Below are 19416 nucleotides of genomic sequence, written 5' to 3'. Positions count from 1 at the left end.
TAAATTATCTTCTTTTTTAATTATTTTATTTTTATATGACTCCATGCTAATCCTAATTTTATTTTTCTCACTTGTTCTGGACTAATTTTAAAATGTTCTGATATTTCTATAGATGTCATTTTTCCTTGTGTTGCTAATATTTTTATTTGCCTAGCTTCATTTTCAGTAAGCTTTGCTCTATTATGTTTTTCTCCTCTTTTACACTTTGATAATTTTCTCTTATGTTCTTCTGTAAACCCTTCTTTAGTCCTTTGATAATTAAGAGTTGGATCAAACTTTTCTATATATTCTTTAGATTTTTCTTTAAGCTTATCAGATTCTAATATTTCTAATATATCTACACTAACTCCTGAATCACCTATATCTTTATATAATTTTTTTAACTTTCTATTCATTCCATTATTATGCTCTAATTGTATTAATGTAGTTATAAAGGCTTTTGCTATAGAACTACCATAAGTTATGTAGGAATCTTCTTGTCCAATATTTATTTTTATTATTCCACTTGTATTTATTAAGTCAATTCCTTTATACTTTTGTAAATTATTTATATAACTCTTATAATTTCTCATTATTATCCCCCTAAATAATCACCTACCATATACCATTTATAATTTTACCATATTACTGTAATTTTTTTAAAGCAATGTGATTAAAAATTTAATATATAAAAATAATTGTTAATTAGCAAAAATTTTTATAACAAAACAGACAAGCCTAAACTTGTCCGTTTTGTTATGAGGATTTAAATATACTATTTAAAACACTTCCCTATATTTAATACTTTTTCAACCTCTGAATAAATATATTTTGCTAATTCATCCTTAGGTTGCTTTAGCATTTTATTATTATATTTAAAATACTTTTTTATTATATTTATCATTGAGTCTTTGCTTTTATTTTTAAGTTCTTTTTCCATTGAATCTTTATTTGACTTACTATATAAAGTAAATGGATTTATTACTTCATTCTCAGCCAAAACTTTCTCTGTTTCTTCTATACTTTTTTTGCTTACTGTTATATTTATTTTATATTCTTCACCATCATTAATTAAACTAAATACTTCTTTAAGTAACTTTAGAACTTCTTTCTCATTATTTTTAAATAATGGACTCTCCTCTTTACTTTCTATAATAAGACCTTCTTTTTCTAATTTATTATATACTCTAGAAACTGTAACTTTTTTATATTCTTTATTTAAATCTTCCCTATTTTCTCCCTTTAATAGTCTTTCTCTTATTTCTTCTAACACACCTTTTTTATTCATATTTTAACACCTTCCTATTATTTCTTTAACTAAATTATTTATTGTATTAAATTCACATCCATACTTACTCTTTAATGTATTTTTTCTTTCTTCGAAATCTGATAAATTTGATATTATTGATTTATTTCCGATAACTGTATTAAATAATTTAGGTATTTCACCATTATCACTTTTTATTTGTAATCCTTCTTTTATCGATGTATAAGGCTTATTATTTCTAAATCTATTTATTACAACACCCAATCCTTTAATAGAATATTCTTTATCTAACCTCTTAATTTCTCTGGACTTTTTATTTATTTTCTTTATGACTTGTTGTAGTCCATATGTTGATAATCTATCAGCAATAACCGGAATAATATAATATTGACTAATATATATTCCACACATAGTTATAGCCCCCAAATTTGGAGGACAATCAACTAATATATAATCATATTCCTTTTTTAAATTTTCAATTTCATCATTTAATATTGATATTGAGTTATTTTCTTTACTCAACCATGAAACATCATCACTAATATCAATTAGATCTATACTAGATGGTAATAAATCTAAGTTTTTTATTCCTCCGCCAACATTACTTACATTTGATATTATTGATTCATTAATATCAAATGCATTAGTATTTTCTATTTTATCTAAAAATAATTGATGGATTGTCTTATTTTCCTGATTTGCTTTGCTCCATCTATCTTGACTAACAAGTAATACAGTTGCATTTGTTTGAGGATCTAAATCTATAACTAAAACTTTTTTATTGTATTCTAAAGCTAAAACTTCAGCAACTGATACTAATAATGTTGTTTTTCCAACTCCTCCTTTAAGATTAATAAAACTAATTGTTTTTGGCATATTTATCTCCTAAAAATTGCTTAAATTAAATATTATTCATTAAAATATATTCTAACCAATACAGATTATTGATTAATTTCGAAAAATTTTTGACATCATTTATCAAGTTTATTTGTTTTCTTTTATTTTCTTATATATACTAATATTATTGACATAAATTATTTGGGGAGGTTTAAAGTTTTATGAATAATAAACTAACAGCGGAAAATATAAAAAAATTAAGAGATGAACTAGAATATAGAATGACTGTAAAGAGAGCTGAAATTGCTAAAGAAAAATTAGTTGCTGCTGCCCATGGCGATAGATCAGAAAATGCTGAATATAAAGAAGCTTGCGCAAACTATAGAGAAAATGATAATAGAATTCAATATTTAATGACTATGATTTCAACTGCAACTTTAATAGATGAAGAAGAATCTGATAAATCAACTCTTGGTATTAATAGCAAAGCTAGAATTAGATTTGTTGAAGATAATGATGAAGTTACTATAACTCTTGTAACAACAATGGATTTAGATCCTGAAAATATGCTTATAAGTATTGAATCTGATTTAGGTAAAGCCTTATCTGGTAAAAAAGCTGGAGATATAGTTGAAGTTAACGCACCTGGAGATAATTACACTGTTGAAGTGTTAGAAATATTATAAATAAAAAGCTCACATTAACTGTGAGCTTTTTTTATTTATTATAAAACTAACTATAATAAGATAAAATGTTAAGAATACATATACTTAATATTATTCCAATAAATCCTGCTATTGTTACTTTTACCTTAAAATATTTAATTATCTTTTGTCCTTTTAATACTCTTATTAAATTTATTAATAATATAAAAGCTAATAATATAAATAAAACTAAAAGTATTGGCATTTCTAATATAATTGCAAGTCTTATATATGTTACAGATATTATTGTATAACATACAAAGCAAAGTATTATTCCAATGATATATAGAATTTCCATCTTTACTCCTTATTATATTACTTCTTTTATATATTATTATTTTAAATTTACTTTTATTAGTTTATTTATAATACTATTTGATTTTTATTTTTCACTATAATATTCTTCTTTTTTCGTTTCCCAATAGGCCTTATCTTCTTCTGTTATTTTTCTTAATACTCTACAAGGATTTCCTACTGCAACTACATTATCTGGAATATCTTTAGTTACTACAGATCCTGATCCTATTACTACATTATTTCCTATTTTAACACCTGGATTTATGACAGTACTTCCTCCAACCCATACATTATCTCCTATTGTTACTGGTTTTCCAAATTCTAATCCTGTATTTCTTATATCTGCATCAATTGGATGTCCTGCTGTATAAATACCAACTCTAGGTCCAAACATTACATTTTCACCTATAATTACTTTACATACATCAACAATAATACAATCATAATTTGCATAAAAATTATTTCCAATAGATATATTACACCCATAATCACATCTAAACGGTGGTTCAATATATAAATTTTCTCCTGTTTTCTCAAATAGTTCTTTTAATAATTCTTTTCTATATCCAATTTGTTCTTCTGTTGAATTATTAAATAACCTAGTAAGCATTCTTGACTTTTTATTGTCTCTTCTAAGCTCATCATCTGCTGCCATATATAACTTTCCTGATAACATTTTTTGTTTTTCACTCATTTTATAAATTCTCCCTTTCTTTTTAAATATATTTTGTACTTTATTTAACTTAAATACTTAAATATATTACTTTAATATATTTACATTATAAATACATGAATCCTTTAATTCTTATTTAATTTTGACAAGAACTTTCACTATTTTGATATTATTATTTAATCCATCATTTATTAATTAAATTTTATATTACAAAAATAAACTCACTAAATTAAGTGAGTTTATAATTTAAAATAAAGATATAAAACATAAATATCCAATTTCCAAAATAATATCTCCAAACCCATCAGCTAAAAATTCTTTAACTGCTTCTACATTATTTCCAATAATTCTTGAAAATGCTACTATATAATCTTTTAAATTTTGAATATCAACTATTTCTTTTTCATTTATACAAAACTTTAAAAACAGAGCATATCTAACCAATAAATAATCAAGTACAATCATTTGAAATGATATTGCCATATCTTCAATATCATCACTTACACAATTACTAAAAATTTTAGATACTATACAATTTTCAATAAAATTATCATGTTCTTCAAATAAAGTTCTAAACTTTTCCCACTTTTTTGAAAGCACTCCAAAGTTAGCTTTTTCTCCAAATTCTGAAATATCTTGCAAAATACTTTTAAACATAGGTACTTCTTTATAATTTTTTATAATATCTAAAAATAAATAATTAATCTCTTCAACTGATTCATCTAAAGTTAAAACAACTTCTTTATATTCGGAAATAAGATTTTCAATGTACTCCCTCTTCTTATACTTTTCTAATTCATTTAATATCTCTTCTTCATTATTAAATATTTCATTATCTAAAGTAGATAACATCATTTCAAATGCAATAATTAATTTATATTCTAATCTTAAATTATTTTGTTTAACTATATTAATTAAAATATCTCTAATTTTAAGTTCTAATAAATCACCTTCATTATTACTACTATTGTTTTCTTTAATCATATTTATCTTACCATTTATACTACTTATAATATTAACTACTTCTGGACAGGCACATGATAATGAAAGTTCTATTCTATCTTCGAATTCATTTTCTATTCTAGGAAATATATGACACGTCCTTGATAAATAATTTTCTCCATGATTTTTTACTATATAACATAATCCCTTATCATCTAAAAAAGGACATGATTCATATGTTTTTTTATTTATTAAACATTTACCCTCCCTAGTAACCTTTTTAACATTATGTAATAAATACTTTGAATCGCCTTTTATCTTTTTCCACCTATCATAAGTATTATTATCTATATTAATATCCCATCCTTGACAACATGTAAAATTGCATTTATCAGCTATACATTTGAATTTATCATAATTTGAAATTTTAAATATATTTTTTTGTTTATTCATAACTTAACTCCATCTATATTAAAATAATCTATACATTTATTATAATATAAATAACTACTTGCAGTATAAAATTAAATTTTTCTATACATTAATTTTTATTTATAAAAATATAACCACAAACTAAATTAGTTTGTGGTTGTTTTTTAATTACTAAATAATCCAGCACCTTTTATAATTTCTTGTTCTTCAAATAAACTTGAAACAGCATCATTGTAAGATTCTAATTTTTGTGCTTTTTTTATTTTTTTAGCATACTTTTTATTATCAGAAAATATATAAATCATATATCCCCATAATTCTTTCATTCTAAATATTGCATTTTTATCTTCATTAAATAATTCCCTATAATTATTAAATACTTCATCATGGAACTCTTTTAACACTTTTTTATCTAAAAAACTATCATTTTTAATTTCATTCATAAGTCCTGGATTAGAAAGAATTCCTCTACCAAGCATTACCTTATCTACATCTTTAAAATCTTTTATTAAATTATTATAATCATCTTTTGTAAAAATGTCTCCATTATAACAAATTTCATTCTTACTTAATTTTAAAGCATCTTTAAAAACTTCTAAATTAGGCTTATTTCCATAAAAATCTTTTTGTGTCCTAGGATGAATAATAAGCTCTTCTAAAGGATACTTATTATAAATTTCTATAAGTTTATAAAATTCTTCTGGACTATCTTTCCCTATTCTAGTTTTTATTGATATTTTAACATCATCCATTTTAAATATATCTTCTAAAAACTTATCAAGCTCATCTGTTTTTGATAAAAATCCTGATCCTCTATTTTTTGATACAACAGTTCCTGATGGACAACCTAAATTTAAATTAATTTCATCATATCCTAATTGTTTTAATTTATTCGCAGTAAAAATAAAACCTTCAGAATCATTAGTAAGTATTTGTGGTACTATATTTATCCCTTTATTATTTTCAGGCAAAATATCTCTAAGTTCTTTAGTCTTAAGACTTCTACTAGTATTTGGAACAATAAAAGGTGTAAAATATTTATCAATATTATTAAAAAACTTTTTATAAGAATTTCTATATATATATCCTGTTATACCTTCCATAGGTGCAAAGTAATATTTCATATATTTTCTCCTTCGTTATTAATATAAAATTATTATACCAACCTTCGTTTTTCTTATCTACATTATTTAATTCTTTTTATTTTTATAATTTTTTATAAAAAAACCCCCATAGAAAATTCTATAGAGGCAAATTTTATTTTATATACTTTTAAATTAACATAAATTTATTAATTACCTTTTATAAACTGCTATACTAATTTAATTATTTAAAATATTATTTTAATAATATATAACTTTAAATTTTTTCAATGTATTTGCAATTTAAATATATATGATTTAAAAATACTAATAATCTTTCATAAAGAGGATATACTTTTTCACCAAATCTACTTTCAAGTTTTTCTCCTATTTCTTTAACAGTATTTATTCCATTAATTTGAATAAATACTTCACTACTATATTCATCAAAAGTAATTTTCTTATACATAGGAATTTTAACTTTTAATTTTCTAAAAAACCTTTGAATCCTTTTATCTTGTTTTTCAAAAACAGTAACTATTCCATCTTTACCTATTTCATATTCTAAATAATCACAAATTTTAAATTTTATATTTAAAATTTCATAATCATTATTCATTTTTTTTAACCTTTGATACCATAATTGGTATTGTAGTTGCAATTACTAAAATAATTAATAAAATTATTGCCATCATATTAGTTGATGCAAATCCAACTGGTACTTTTGGAGTTATAACTCCTGTTACTTGCAATATTATTCCTAATAATCCTATTATTGATCCACCTGCAACAAGTCCTGATGATAAACTTATTCCATTTGCAACCTTAATTTCTTTTTCTTCTTTACTTCTACTCATCTTTTCAATAAATACACGTATTAATGCTCCAACTAATATTATTGAAGTTGTTGAAATCGGTAAATAAAATCCTATTGCAATAGTCATTATTGGTAAGTTTAATAAAAACAAAAATAATGCAATTACTATTCCCACAATAATCATAGGCCAAGGTAAATTACCTGACATTATACCTGAAGTTAATGTAGACATTAGGTTTGCTTGTGGTAATGCAAATGGTGCTTCTGCACCTGTAATTGCTAACTGACTTGAAAGAATCATTATTGTTCCTGTAACTACAATAACTCCTATTATACTAGCTATTACAAAACAATTTTGCATTTCTTTTTTGCTTCCTCCTATTATGTAAGTTACTTTTTGAGATTGACTATAACCTCCTGCTACTGATATTGCAACAACCATAAATGCAGCAAATAAAAGTAATGATTTATTATCAGCTTGATTAGTCCATCCCATTATAACAAAAACTAATGTTAATATAACTAATGATGCTATTGTCATTCCTGAAACTGGAAGATTTGATGTTCCTATTGTTCCTGTTAAACGACCTGAAACTATTACAAATAATAAGGCTAATATTAATGAAACTATAGCTGCAACTATGGCCATTAAAATATTTTGGGAAATTAAAAATGCAGATAAAAATGCTATTACTATACCAAGTAAAAGTATTATAATTGCACCTGAATTACTTTCTATATTTTCATCTTTGCTTGTTTTTGCTTTTAATGTTTCTTTTATAGAATATATTATAGTTGGTATAAGCTTAATAGCACCTATTATTCCTCCACAAAGCATCATACCTGCACCTATATATTTAACATAGCTTCCTGAAATTAGATTTATATCCATTTGATTAAGTAATACTGTAGCATCATTCCATGATTGCATATTTTTATCTGCAAAATCAGTAAAATAACCAATTAGTGGTCCAATTCCAAAATTAGCTAATATTGAACCTGCAAACATAGTTAAAGAGACTTCTAATCCTACTATAAATCCTATTCCAAGTAAAAGTGGATTTACTTCTGTTGAAAACTTCCATTTATAAAACTTACTTCCTAAAAAAGTAATAGTGTTATTTATTATATTAAAAAAAGACCCTATTAAAACATTTATAATTCCACTTATTATGAATCCAATTCCCATAAACTTTATAGCATCTCCTCCACCTTCCGATGCTACAAGTGTTTCTGATATTGCCATTGATTCTGGATACATAAGCTTTCCATGTTCTTCAATTATTAAGTAGTTATAAACTAAAGATAATGATCCTACTCCAAATAAAGCTCCAGCTACTCCAACGCTTAATCCTTCTAAAAAAGTAATATTGCTACCTATTAATATAATTGCAGGCAATACATAAATCATACCACTTGCTATAGATTCTCCACCACTTGCCATACCTTGATTTATATTTTTACCAAGTATCCCCTTACTCCTTGCAAAGATTCCTATAAACATTGAACCTATTATTGCTCCAGGTATTCCAGCTGCAACTGTTAATCCTGACTTCATACCTGAGTAAGCAGTTGACGCTGCAAATACAATAGCTAATATTACTCCTATCAAAATCACTGGAAAATTTGTTCCATTTTTTGATTTTTCTGTCCAATAAGGAACATAATCTTTACCATGTAAACCACCATACGCTTCTTTAGGTAATTTCTTTTTCATATAATATCACCTTCCTTTTTATAACCTAATTATATTTTCTATAATATCCTTAGTTATTATTCCTAAAGTGCTTTTATATTATGTAGTTTACTTAATTAGTATTATTTAAAAAAATTTATTAAAATAAAAACAGCAATAATATTTAAAAATATTATTGCTGTTTTCTACTAATATTATATTATTTTATATTAAAAAATTAAAAACAATTAATTTTTGTACTTTTCAACTTATACAATTAATCCAACAACAGTTGCTGTTAAAATACTTACTAATGTTGCACCATATAATAATTTTAATCCAAAACGTGCAACTACATTTCCTTGTTCTTCATGAAGTCCTTTTACTGCTCCTGCAACAATTCCTATTGATGCAAAGTTTGCAAAAGAAATTAAGAATGTAGAAACAATAGCAATTGATCTTGCTGATAAATGTATTGCTCCTCCAGTTAAGAATTGCATTGCAACAAATTCATTTGATACTAATTTAGTTGCCATTACACTTGCAGCTTGTATTGATTCATTAAAAGGTACTCCCATTAAAAATGCAAATGGTGAGAATAAATATCCAAGCATTTGTTGGAATGTTATTCCAAATATTGAACCAAATATTCTGTTTATTAAAGCAATTATTGCTACATAACCAACTAACATAGCAGCTACTATAACCGCTACCTTAAATCCATCTAAAATATATTCACCAAGAACTTCAAAGAAAGATTGTTTCTTTTCTTCTTGAACAACTAAAATATCTTGTTCTTCTGTTACAGTATAAGGATTTATAATTGATGATATAATAAATCCTCCAAATAAATTTAAAACAAGTGCTGTTACAACATATTTAGGTTTTAAAAGAACCATATAAGAACCAACTATAGACATAGATACTGTTGACATAGCTGATGCACAAAGTGTATATAATCTTTCTTTTGGTAATAACCCAAGTTGTTTCTTTACTGAAATAAATACTTCTGATTGTCCAAGTATCGCTGAAGCTACTGCATTATAAGATTCTAGCTTACCCATTCCATTAATTTTACTTAATCCCAATCCTATATATTTTATTATAAAAGGAAGTATTTTTAAGTATTGTAAAATACCAATTAAAGCTGAAATAAATATTATTGGTAAAAGAACACTAATAAAAAATGAAAATTGATTATTATTAACTAATCCACCAAATACAAAGTTTACTCCATCTCCAGCACATTTAAGTAATGAATCGAATCCTTTTGCTATACCACCTACTAAATAATTTCCTAATTCAGTATTTAATAATACAAAACCAAGTATAAACTGTAAAAAAAGCATTATAATTACAGGCTTATATTTTACATTTTTCTTGTCATTACTCGCAATCCATGCAAGTGCTAAAACAACAACTAATCCTATGACTCCAATGATATATTTCATTTTTCCTCCTCCGTGAATACAGTACATCTAATATCTTATGTTTAATACATGATATAATAAATACCTTTTCTTTAACAAATTATTTTTAGTATAAATTTAATATTGTATCTTATAAGCTTAAAATATTACAAATATGCATAAATGTTTTCAAATACAATTGAAACCCTATTGATTATAAGCTTGTTTTTTAAATTTGTAAAGCATTTCTCTAATTTTATCCAATTTAATTTAATAGTATTATAAAAATCAGTAAAATTTTTCTATTTAGATAAAATTTATATTATTATAATATAAAAAAGCCATCGATTAAAATAACCGATGGCTTTTTATAATTAATATATTTTAACTCTTATTCCTTTAATTTTAAGAATACAAAATTTTTTATTATTTTTCATCAATTCTTTTATAGACATCAATAATTTCTTTTGCTAAATCTGTAAATGCTATTGAAGTCATTAAATGATCTTGTCCGTGTACCATTAATAATGAAACTTCTGCTTTATTACCTTGAGCTTCTTGAGTTAACATTTGTGTTTGAGAATGATGTGCCTTTACCAATGAATCTTCTGCTGCAGAAATTTTACTTTCAGCTAATTCAAATTCTCCATCTTTCGCAGCTTTAATAGCTTCCATTGCATTGCTTTTAGCATCTCCTCCATACATAATCAATTCCATAATAACATCTAAATTCATTTGTTCTCCCACAATAAATTCTCCCTTCAAATAATTATAATTAAATTATTCTCCTATTAATTTAAGAGCTTGTTCTAATACTTTTTCTCCATTCATCATACCATAATCTGTCATTGGTATTACATCTAGCGGAATCTCAAATGGTGCAACTTTTTCTTCAAATTGTTTTTTCATAAAACGTACTTGTGGACCTAAAAGTAATACATCTACTTTTTCTAAATAACTATCTGCCTCTCCAGCTGAAACAGCAAAAATATCTGCCTCAATCCCTTTTGCATTAGCAGCCTTTTTCATTCTTTCTACCATTAAACTAGTACTCATTCCTGCAGCACATACTAACATAATTGTTTTTTTCATTTTTCTCAATCCCTTCTTAATAATATTATCAAAATAATATATATTTACCTAATTTATTACAATAATTAACGATTAATAGAACGAGCAACCATTGATACTGTATGACGAACACCACGAATTGCTTTACTCATTGCAAAAATATTTTCAAAAGGTGCAAGCCCACCATAACCAGCATCACCAATATGCTGAATATCTACTCCACAAATTTTATTTCGTATTGCAATTTGTTTTATAGTATCTTCATCTGAACTTTCCTGACTAGTTCCAATTGCACTTAATACAAGTGCACCTTTTCTATGTGCAACTTTAACTACTTCTTTTAGTTCTGAATCATCAAAGCCCGGAACTGTTCCAACAGCAGGAACTAAAATAATATCTGCACCAGCCTCTATGAAACTTTCTACTGCTTTTATATCAGCAACTGGTTCATTAACACCGGCTCCATGCATCTTACCAGCAATTATTAATCCTGAAAAGTTTTCCTTTGCTAAACGAATAGTTTTTTCTATTTGTGAATTAGTAACTCCAGTACCAGGATTACCAGTAAAACAAACAAAATCCATACCAAGTTTTTCAATTTCTTTAATTGTATCAATATTAGCTTGTCTACCTTTACTAATAGTAAAAAGATCTTCTTCCATATCGGCATCTAAATCTATTGGCTCTAGGTTTACTCCTATCGGACGTCCTACTAAACGATGTAGTTCATCTACAAAAGAACCTTCTTTTATATCTAATCCAAAAATTTCTGGATTAAAAACATCTAAACAATTAAGCAAAATCAAATCTGCTCCAAAAGCTCTTGCAATCTCAGCATTTGTAATATCACCTATAAAAGATTCCCTTGGCGTTACATTTTCTGAAATAATTGTTCTTCCTTCACTTGCTTTAATACTTTGTTTTAGTTCAGCTGATGTCATTTTTAATATTTCTGAAGCATTTGAACTAATTAATCTCTTACCCATAATTGCACCTCTAAAATTTTATTTAAATTAATATATTGTTTTTTATTATTCCATTCCTGACTCTAATTCCAAGTTTTCTTTTTCTACAGCTTTATAGAAGAACCAGTAAATTGCTATATCAACAATTATACATACTATTTGTAAAACTGCTCCACTTATATGTCCTCCAGTTGTAAGAAAACCACTTATGATTGGTGGCATTGTCCATGAAACAGCAATACCAGTAGTAGTAGCAACTAAACCTGAAGCCATTGAAAAATATGCTATTACAGCATTGGCTATTGGAGCTAAAATAAATGGTACTAATAATGAAATATTCATTACTACTGGAAGTCCAAACATAGCTGGTTCATTAATGTTAAATATACCAGGTGTTAATGTTAACGGAGCCATAGTTTTAGTTATTTTACTTGCTCTCTTACGTCTAGCAATAATAGCAATAACAATTACCAAACCAATTGTGGCCCCACCACCACCAATAAATACGAAATTGTCCATAAATTGTTGTGTAATAATATGTGGTAATTGTGCTGTTTGATCGGCTTGAAATATTAAACGATTTGCATCTGAATTCATTAACCAAATTGGTTGAAGAATACTATTTACAACATTACCACCATGAATACCAACAAACCAGAATAAACTATTTAATAATATTACAAAAACTGTTCCAAAAATATTGTCACCAAGAAGTCCTAGCGGAACACCTAAAACTTTTCCTAATAAATCATGTATATTACCTATAGCCACTATATCAACAATTGCAAAAACAACTAACCATAAAGTTATAATAACAGCACCTGGAATTAATGCACTAAAACTTCTTGAAACTGCTGGCGGAACAGCATCTGGTAATTTTATACTAATATTTTTTTGAATAAACCATTTAAAAATTAATGCTGAAATAATACCAAGAACCATTGCAACAAATAAACCTTTACTTCCCATATACCCAACTGGAATTCCTGCTCCAGCTTCACCTTTTACAAAAGGTGTAACAACGATAAATGAAGATAATGCTATAATACCTGCTGAAATACCATCAACTTTATATTGACTCGCTAGACTATTTGCAATACCAAAACTTGCAACTAATCCCATTAAACCAAAACTACTATCTACCCCTTTCCATAAATATCCATCAACACCTATAGCTGTTAGCCAATCAGTCCATGCTTTAATTGGGAAACTTGCTATTACAAGAAATAATGATCCAATAATAATCAATGGCATACTTAATGTTATACCATCACGGATTGAAATTAATATTTTGTTTGCCCCTAATTTTGCTGCAATTGGCATCATTTTTTCTTCAATAACTCCATTTAACTTTTTCATATTTATATATCCCCCTTTTATATAATTGATTATAAAAAATAATTTTATAATTGATAAAAACGTTTACTTTTTTAATATAAATTATAATTTATAATTATATAATAGATTATAATTTATAATTAGTCAATAATATTTATGTATAAAATCAATATATTTGTTTATAATTTATAATTATTATATAATATTATTAATGAAAGGGATGATATTTATGAAACTTACAAAAAATCAACAAAAATTACGCTTTAAAATTTTAAATAAAATATATGCTAAAGGACCTATTTCTAGAATTGATATATCAAAAGAAACTGGTATTACACCTGCAACAGTTACTGAAATCACAAGTATTATGATTCAAGAAAACCTTATTTATGAACTTGGAGAAGTTGTATCTAAGGAAAGTAAATCTGGAAGAAAAAAAATACTACTAGGAATCTCTTCTAGCCATAGTTTTTATATTGGTAGCGAATTATCACCAAAATATATAAGTTTTTGTTTAACTGATAATGTTGGTAATATTTTTGAAAAAAAATCTATTGATTTAGTTAATAAGGACTTAAATACTGCTTTAACAGAGGAATTTTATTTAAATAAATTAAAAGAATTTATTAGCTCTTGTAATAAATACAATCCTAAAGGAATTGGTATTGCTATTCCTGGACATTTCAATAAAAATAATAAATCAATTATTACTAATAATTCTTTTTGGAAAAACTTCAACTTTAAAGTCTTATTAGATAATATTGATTTACCTATTTATTTTGAAAACAATGTTAAGTGTATGACACTAGCTGAAAGATTATTTAGTTTTAATGGTACTGACGACAATTTTATATTCTTTCATGTAGGTAGAGGAATGTTTTGTTCTTATATGTACAATGGAGAATTATATGCCAAAGATAATTTTCTAGTTGGAGAAATAGGCCATATAATTGTTCACCCTGATGGTGAATTATGTGAATGTGGTAAAAGAGGATGTCTTCAAACTTATGCAAGCGAAGCTTGGATAATAAAAAAATCTAAAATTCTTTTTGATAACTCTGAAACTACTTATTTAAGACAATTAGTTACGGATAAAAACAAAATAACAATAGAGACAATATTAAAAGCTTATAACTTAGGGGATGAAGGCATTATAAATATTCTTAATTCAGCAATAAAATATCTTTCAATTACTATAAATAATTTATATATGATGATTGATTCTAATAAAATTATAATTCACGGAGAATTATTTAATGAACATTTACTTGTAAATTTATTAATGGAATACTTAGAACAAAATATTAAACTATTAGAAATACATAACACCAAAAATATTATAATAAAAAAATACAACATTTATAATGGTGCTTTAGCTGCCTCTGCTCTTTGTATATCTAAACTTTTAATTGAATTATGTTAACACAAAATAGTGGACACATTAAAATTAACTAAGTAACATAATATTTAGTTAATAATTAATGTGTCTATTATTATATAATTTATAAAGTATAAGGTTCTATAAACTCCATAAAGTAATACATAATTCCATTAATAAAATTCTATTAATACTAAAAAAGCTTCACTAACACAAAAATTAGCAAAGCTATTTATAAATATTTAAAAATCACTTTAAAATATTAGCCTTTTACAGCACCAGCAGCTATACCTTCAATTATATACTTTTGACATACTGCATAGAAAATAACTATTGGTATTATCGCTATTACTAATAAAGCCATCATAGCTCCAATATCTATAGCCCCATATCCACCCCTTAAATATTGTACAGCTATTGGTATAGTAGCATAATCAGTGCCAACTATTAAATAAGGTAATAAGTAATCATTCCATACCCACATAACATTTAAAATTGCAATAGTTGTAGTAATTGGTTTTAGCATTGGCATCACAATTAAAAAGAAAGTTTGTACTGGACTACACCCATCAATCATTGCTGCTTCTTCTATTTCTAATGGTACTGATTTAATAAATCCAACATACATAAATGTTGATAATCCTGCTCCAAATCCTAGATACAATATTATTAAACCTACGGGATTATCTAAACTTAAAGTATTAGCAACCTTTGTCATAGTAAACATAACCATTTGGAATGGAACAACCATTGAGAAAACTATAAGATAATACAAAAGTTTTGTAAATCTAGTTTTAACTCTAGTTATATACCATGCAGTCATTGATGTAAAAAATACTATTACTATTGTTGCTCCTATAGTAATAAACAATGACCATTTAAGAGCTGACAAAAAACCTGTTTTTTCTATACCACTAGTGAAATTTGTAATTCCTGCAAAAGTTTGCTCATTAGGTAACTTAAATGGTTCATTACTTATATATAATTTTCCTTTAAAAGAATTAATTAAAACTATTAAAGTTGGTGATATAAATAATAGTGATAATGCTGTTAATATAACATATAAAATTGTTTTTTCTAACTTTGATTTCATTAATTTTCAACCTCCTTGTTCCTTGTAATCTTAAGTTGAACTAACATTATTACTGCCACTATTACAAAAAATATTACTGCTTTAGCCTGTCCAACACCCTCAGAACCTACTCTTCCATAGAAGGTCTTATAAATATCTAAAGCTACCATGGCGGTTTGTCCTCCAGGTGCTCCATCGGTTAATGCTAAATTTTGATCGAATAATTTAAATGCATTTGATACTGTTAGAAATAAACATATAGTTACAGATGGCATAACTAAAGGTATTGTTATATTCTTTAAAATACCCATCTTTGATGCTCCATCTATTTGGGCTGATTCTATAAGTTCTCCTGGTATATTTTGTATTCCAGCTATATATATAATCATCATATATCCTATTTGTTGCCAATTTAAAAGTATTACTAAACCCCAAAATCCATATTCAGGTTTATATGTTAAAGTTACTCCAAACTGATTTAGTATCCCATTAAGAATAAGTTGCCATATATATCCTAACACTATTCCACCTATTAAATTAGGCATAAAAAATACTGTTCTAAAAATATTAGTTCCCTTTAATTTTCTTGTTAGCATATAAGCAAATGTAAATGCAATTAAATTAATTGTTATTACTGAAACAATTGTAAATTTTGTAGTAAAGAAAAGTGAATTAATAAAGCTATCATTGGAAAAAGCCTTTATATAATTTTCAAATCTAACAAATTGTGCATTTGCTACAGTTGTAAATTTTGTAAATGATAAATAAATACCCATTATAAACGGAATTACAAATGCTATACAAAATGCTATTAATGTTGGTAAAACAAATAACCAAAAATATTTTTTTATATTCTTTTGCATAAACTCCCCCCTATATAATTTATTTAAAAAAGGCGACATAAATATCGCCTTTTTAAGTTAATTTATTAATTTTTTTCTGCTGCCCAAGTTTCTTTTACTGATTTAACAACATCATCCCATGTCATACTTCCTTGAACATATTGAAGTAAATCTGCTGAAAATTTATCTTTAAACGCTTGACTTGGGAATGCTTGGAATATCCAAGGAATATTTTGAACATCTTTATTAGCCATCCATTTTAAAACTTCTTTTGATAATGGATCTGATGGTTTTTCATCTTTAAATGTATCAAATGGAGCTATAAATCCTAAATCATTAGTAACAAAGTTCTTTCCTGCATCACTTGAAAATAACCAATTTAAGAAATCAACAGAAGCTTTTTGTTGTTCTTCTGATGCTTTACTATTTATAGCAAGATAATTTTCTGTTCCTACACAAATACCTTGGCTTTCTTCACCTTTCATTCCTGTATATATTGGTAGGAATTTAATGTCTTCAGATTTTACTACATTCCCTTGAACTTCTTTAATTTGTCCCCATGCCCAGTTACCATTTTGAACCATAGCACATTCCCCTAAAGCAAACTCTGCCATTGAATCATCAACAGTTTTTCCTGATAATAATCCTTTTTCTGTTGCAGAGTCTGTAGTATATAAGTCAAAAATATTTTTAAAGTCATTTGAATACTTAAAATCTATTTTCTTAGATTCTAATCCAGTTTCTAAAACTAATTTTCCTTCAGCTGTAACATCTTTAAATTCATAATATAAAGGTATGTTTGCTAAGTGTGTATCCCATCTCCATCCATTACCTACTGACATTGATGTTGATGCAAAAACACCTTTGATTCCTAATTTATCTTTTTTAGCTTGCATATCATCAGTAACTTCTTTAAATTTTTCAAAACTATTAATTTCTTCCATTGACTTTGCTTTACTGTCTGCTAATTCAAAATATTTATTCATTACAGCATTGTTGTAAATTATTCCGTATCCTTCAACAGCATATGGTATTCCATAAACTCCATCTTCGTTAGTTATTGCCATAGACTTATCCATTAAGTTCTTATAAAGTTCAGTATCTTTTAAATCTGTACAATAATCTTTCCATGATTGATATCCTACAGGTCCATTAATTTGAAAAATCGTTGGTGCTTCCTTTTTTGCCATTTCCGCTTTTAATGTTTGTTCATAAGTACCACTTGCTGCAGTTTGAACTTTAACCTTGACTCCAGTTTCTTTTTCATATTCAGCAGCAATTTTATCATAAACTTCTGCAATCTCTGGCTTAAAGTTTAAAAAATAAATTTCTTTGGTTGCTTCTGAATCCTTTGGAGCATTGTTGTTACTTCCACACCCTACAAATGTGCCTGCAATAATCGCTGTTGCAAGTGTCACCGATAATATTTTTCTTAATTTCATACTCTTCCCCCACATATTTTAAAATTTATAATAAAAACATAATCCCTTATTACGTTTTTATTTCAATGACATTGGAAACGTTTTTTTGAGTACTAAAAATATAGAGAATATTTTCTATTTAAAATTATTCTCATTCAAATTCTCTTTTATATATTATATTTTTGTTTGCATTTAAATATTATCATTTTAAAAATAAATTCTGTAAAATTCTAAATTTATTTTTATTTTATAATTTACTTAAAATATTGTTTATTATATTAATTTTTCTTTATTTTTTGATTTTATAAATTTAATAAAATAAAACATTTCAATAATATATGTAAATAAAAAACTTTAGTTTTATTTTTAATTAATAATCAAATTTAATTTACTTTCTCATTTAATATAATCCTTTTTACAATAACCTATTTATGTTATAGAATAATTTAAATACATAAAAAAATGCACACCCTCTAGTAAAATTTAACTAAAGAGTATGCAAATATAATAAATATACGAAATATTACACTAAAAAATATTAACAAAAAAGGATACGATGATTTACATCCTATCCTAATATATATTCTTATTTGGTGGAGATGACGGGTGTCGAACCCGTGTCCGAAAGTAGTTTAGTCTAGCTTTCTACGAGCGTAGTCTGTATATTAAAATTCGCTTACATGAAGGCCTACAGACAGGCATCATGTTCGCTAGCTTCATAAGTTCCGTTCCTAGCTCAAAGCTTTGCTAAGCTCGGTTCCCCACTAATAATGACACCAGACATCCCAAGTCGTGGGCAACCCAGGGCTGATGAGCAACGTTTATTAAGCTGCTAGTGCAAAATTGTCTTCTGCGTTTATATTTAGTGCATACTTTATTATCGAGGCACCATGCTTCCCTCGGCTCGCTTACCAAACCTCACTTACCCCCGTCGAAGCCAAAACATCCCCATGTTGTAAGTTTGATTTTTTAAACGCTATATTCAGTTTTGCTTTATGAACTTATTATATAGCACAAAAAGTTCACTGTCAACTTGGCATTATCTTAAAACTTCTTCATATTAATCCAAAATTTTTTAATATTTTTTTATTATTACCTTTTTTGTTTTATTTTTAAAAATAAAAGCTATTAATTTTTCAATCTATTAGAAAAATTTAATAGCTTTAAATTATTTTTTATTAAATTCTTATATAATCTGCTGATACATATCCATAT

Annotated in this window: 19 protein-coding genes and 1 other RNA gene; 2 read left to right on the top strand and 18 right to left on the bottom strand. The window is 25.9% G+C overall.

All coding sequences use genetic code 11. The features are described 5' to 3' along the window. Positions 1-20 precede the first annotated feature (20 nt). From O212_RS0115390 to O212_RS0115380, 3 genes are all read right to left on the bottom strand, one after another. A complete protein-coding gene (locus tag O212_RS0115390; RefSeq protein WP_024615951.1) occupies positions 21-572 on the bottom strand; it encodes a hypothetical protein in 552 nt (183 codons plus the stop codon). A 182-nt stretch (positions 573-754) separates the two neighbouring features. Then, a complete protein-coding gene (locus tag O212_RS0115385; RefSeq protein WP_024615950.1) occupies positions 755-1267 on the bottom strand; it encodes a hypothetical protein in 513 nt (170 codons plus the stop codon). A 3-nt stretch (positions 1268-1270) separates the two neighbouring features. After that, positions 1271-2122: an AAA family ATPase gene (locus tag O212_RS0115380; protein ID WP_024615949.1), complete on the bottom strand. Its 852-nt coding sequence runs from the start codon at positions 2120-2122 to the stop codon at positions 1271-1273. A gap of 182 nt (positions 2123-2304) precedes the next feature. On the opposite strand from O212_RS0115380, the gene O212_RS0115375 reads away from it, so the two are divergent. After that, positions 2305-2769: a GreA/GreB family elongation factor gene (locus tag O212_RS0115375; protein WP_024615948.1), complete on the top strand. Its 465-nt coding sequence runs from the start codon at positions 2305-2307 to the stop codon at positions 2767-2769. Between the two features lie 46 nt (positions 2770-2815). Here O212_RS0115375 and O212_RS0115370 read toward each other — a convergent pair whose 3' ends face one another. The 11 genes from O212_RS0115370 to O212_RS0115320 form a co-directional block, all read right to left on the bottom strand. After that, entirely contained in the window at positions 2816-3085 is a 270-nt protein-coding gene (locus tag O212_RS0115370) for a hypothetical protein (protein WP_024615947.1), read from the bottom strand. Positions 3086-3169: 84 nt separating this feature from the next. Beyond that, on the bottom strand, positions 3170-3778 hold the full coding sequence (locus O212_RS0115365) for a sugar O-acetyltransferase (protein ID WP_024615946.1): 609 nt from the start codon (positions 3776-3778) through the stop codon (positions 3170-3172). Between the two features lie 225 nt (positions 3779-4003). Continuing rightward, positions 4004-5152, bottom strand: coding sequence for a flagellin lysine-N-methylase (fliB, locus tag O212_RS0115360; RefSeq protein WP_024615945.1), 1149 nt, complete (start codon positions 5150-5152; stop codon positions 4004-4006). A 143-nt stretch (positions 5153-5295) separates the two neighbouring features. After that, positions 5296-6255, bottom strand: coding sequence for a tRNA-dihydrouridine synthase family protein (locus O212_RS0115355; protein WP_024615944.1), 960 nt, complete (start codon positions 6253-6255; stop codon positions 5296-5298). 235 nt (positions 6256-6490) lie between these two features. Continuing rightward, positions 6491-6832: a hypothetical protein gene (locus O212_RS0115350; RefSeq protein ID WP_024615943.1), complete on the bottom strand. Its 342-nt coding sequence runs from the start codon at positions 6830-6832 to the stop codon at positions 6491-6493. Beyond that, positions 6825-8747 (bottom strand): oligopeptide transporter, OPT family, encoded by a 1923-nt coding sequence (locus O212_RS0115345; protein ID WP_024615942.1) that lies wholly within the window; start codon positions 8745-8747, stop codon positions 6825-6827. Before O212_RS0115345 ends, O212_RS0115350 begins: the two co-directional genes overlap by 8 nt. Positions 8748-8974: 227 nt before the next feature. Further along, positions 8975-10156 (bottom strand): NupC/NupG family nucleoside CNT transporter, encoded by a 1182-nt coding sequence (locus O212_RS0115340; RefSeq protein WP_024615941.1) that lies wholly within the window; start codon positions 10154-10156, stop codon positions 8975-8977. Between the two features lie 384 nt (positions 10157-10540). Next, complete coding sequence (locus O212_RS0115335) at positions 10541-10861, bottom strand: PTS lactose/cellobiose transporter subunit IIA (RefSeq protein ID WP_024615940.1); 321 nt, start codon at positions 10859-10861, stop codon at positions 10541-10543. Positions 10862-10894: 33 nt separating this feature from the next. Beyond that, a complete protein-coding gene (locus O212_RS0115330) occupies positions 10895-11206 on the bottom strand; it encodes a PTS sugar transporter subunit IIB (RefSeq protein WP_024615939.1) in 312 nt (103 codons plus the stop codon). Positions 11207-11271: 65 nt separating this feature from the next. Further along, positions 11272-12171 (bottom strand): PEP phosphonomutase, encoded by a 900-nt coding sequence (locus O212_RS0115325; RefSeq protein WP_024615938.1) that lies wholly within the window; start codon positions 12169-12171, stop codon positions 11272-11274. Between the two features lie 45 nt (positions 12172-12216). After that, positions 12217-13509, bottom strand: a complete 1293-nt coding sequence (locus O212_RS0115320) for a PTS sugar transporter subunit IIC (RefSeq protein ID WP_024615937.1) — start codon at positions 13507-13509, stop codon at positions 12217-12219. Between the two features lie 208 nt (positions 13510-13717). Between O212_RS0115320 and O212_RS0115315 the strand changes: the two genes are divergently transcribed. After that, the gene (locus tag O212_RS0115315; protein ID WP_024615936.1) at positions 13718-14911 is read left to right on the top strand and encodes an ROK family transcriptional regulator; all 1194 of its coding nucleotides are present in this window, start codon (positions 13718-13720) and stop codon (positions 14909-14911) included. A gap of 217 nt (positions 14912-15128) precedes the next feature. Here the strand turns inward: O212_RS0115315 and O212_RS0115310 are convergent, their stop codons facing one another. From O212_RS0115310 to ssrA, 4 genes are all read right to left on the bottom strand, one after another. Continuing rightward, the gene (locus O212_RS0115310) at positions 15129-15959 is read right to left on the bottom strand and encodes a carbohydrate ABC transporter permease (RefSeq protein WP_024615935.1); all 831 of its coding nucleotides are present in this window, start codon (positions 15957-15959) and stop codon (positions 15129-15131) included. Next, entirely contained in the window at positions 15959-16801 is an 843-nt protein-coding gene (locus tag O212_RS0115305) for a sugar ABC transporter permease (RefSeq protein WP_024615934.1), read from the bottom strand. Before O212_RS0115305 ends, O212_RS0115310 begins: the two co-directional genes overlap by 1 nt. Positions 16802-16866: 65 nt before the next feature. Beyond that, positions 16867-18222 carry an ABC transporter substrate-binding protein gene (locus O212_RS0115300; RefSeq protein WP_024615933.1) on the bottom strand — a complete coding sequence of 452 codons (1356 nt, stop codon included), beginning with the start codon at positions 18220-18222 and terminating at the stop codon, positions 16867-16869. Positions 18223-18792: 570 nt separating this feature from the next. Further along, positions 18793-19151, bottom strand: a transfer-messenger RNA (tmRNA) gene (gene ssrA, locus O212_RS16535). Between the last annotated feature and the right edge of the window lie 265 nt (positions 19152-19416).

The sequence above is a fragment of the Clostridium sp. Ade.TY genome, from assembly GCF_000498355.1.
Classification (GTDB): domain Bacteria; phylum Bacillota; class Clostridia; order Clostridiales; family Clostridiaceae; genus Clostridium.
This window is presented reverse-complemented; position numbering and strand designations above follow the sequence as displayed.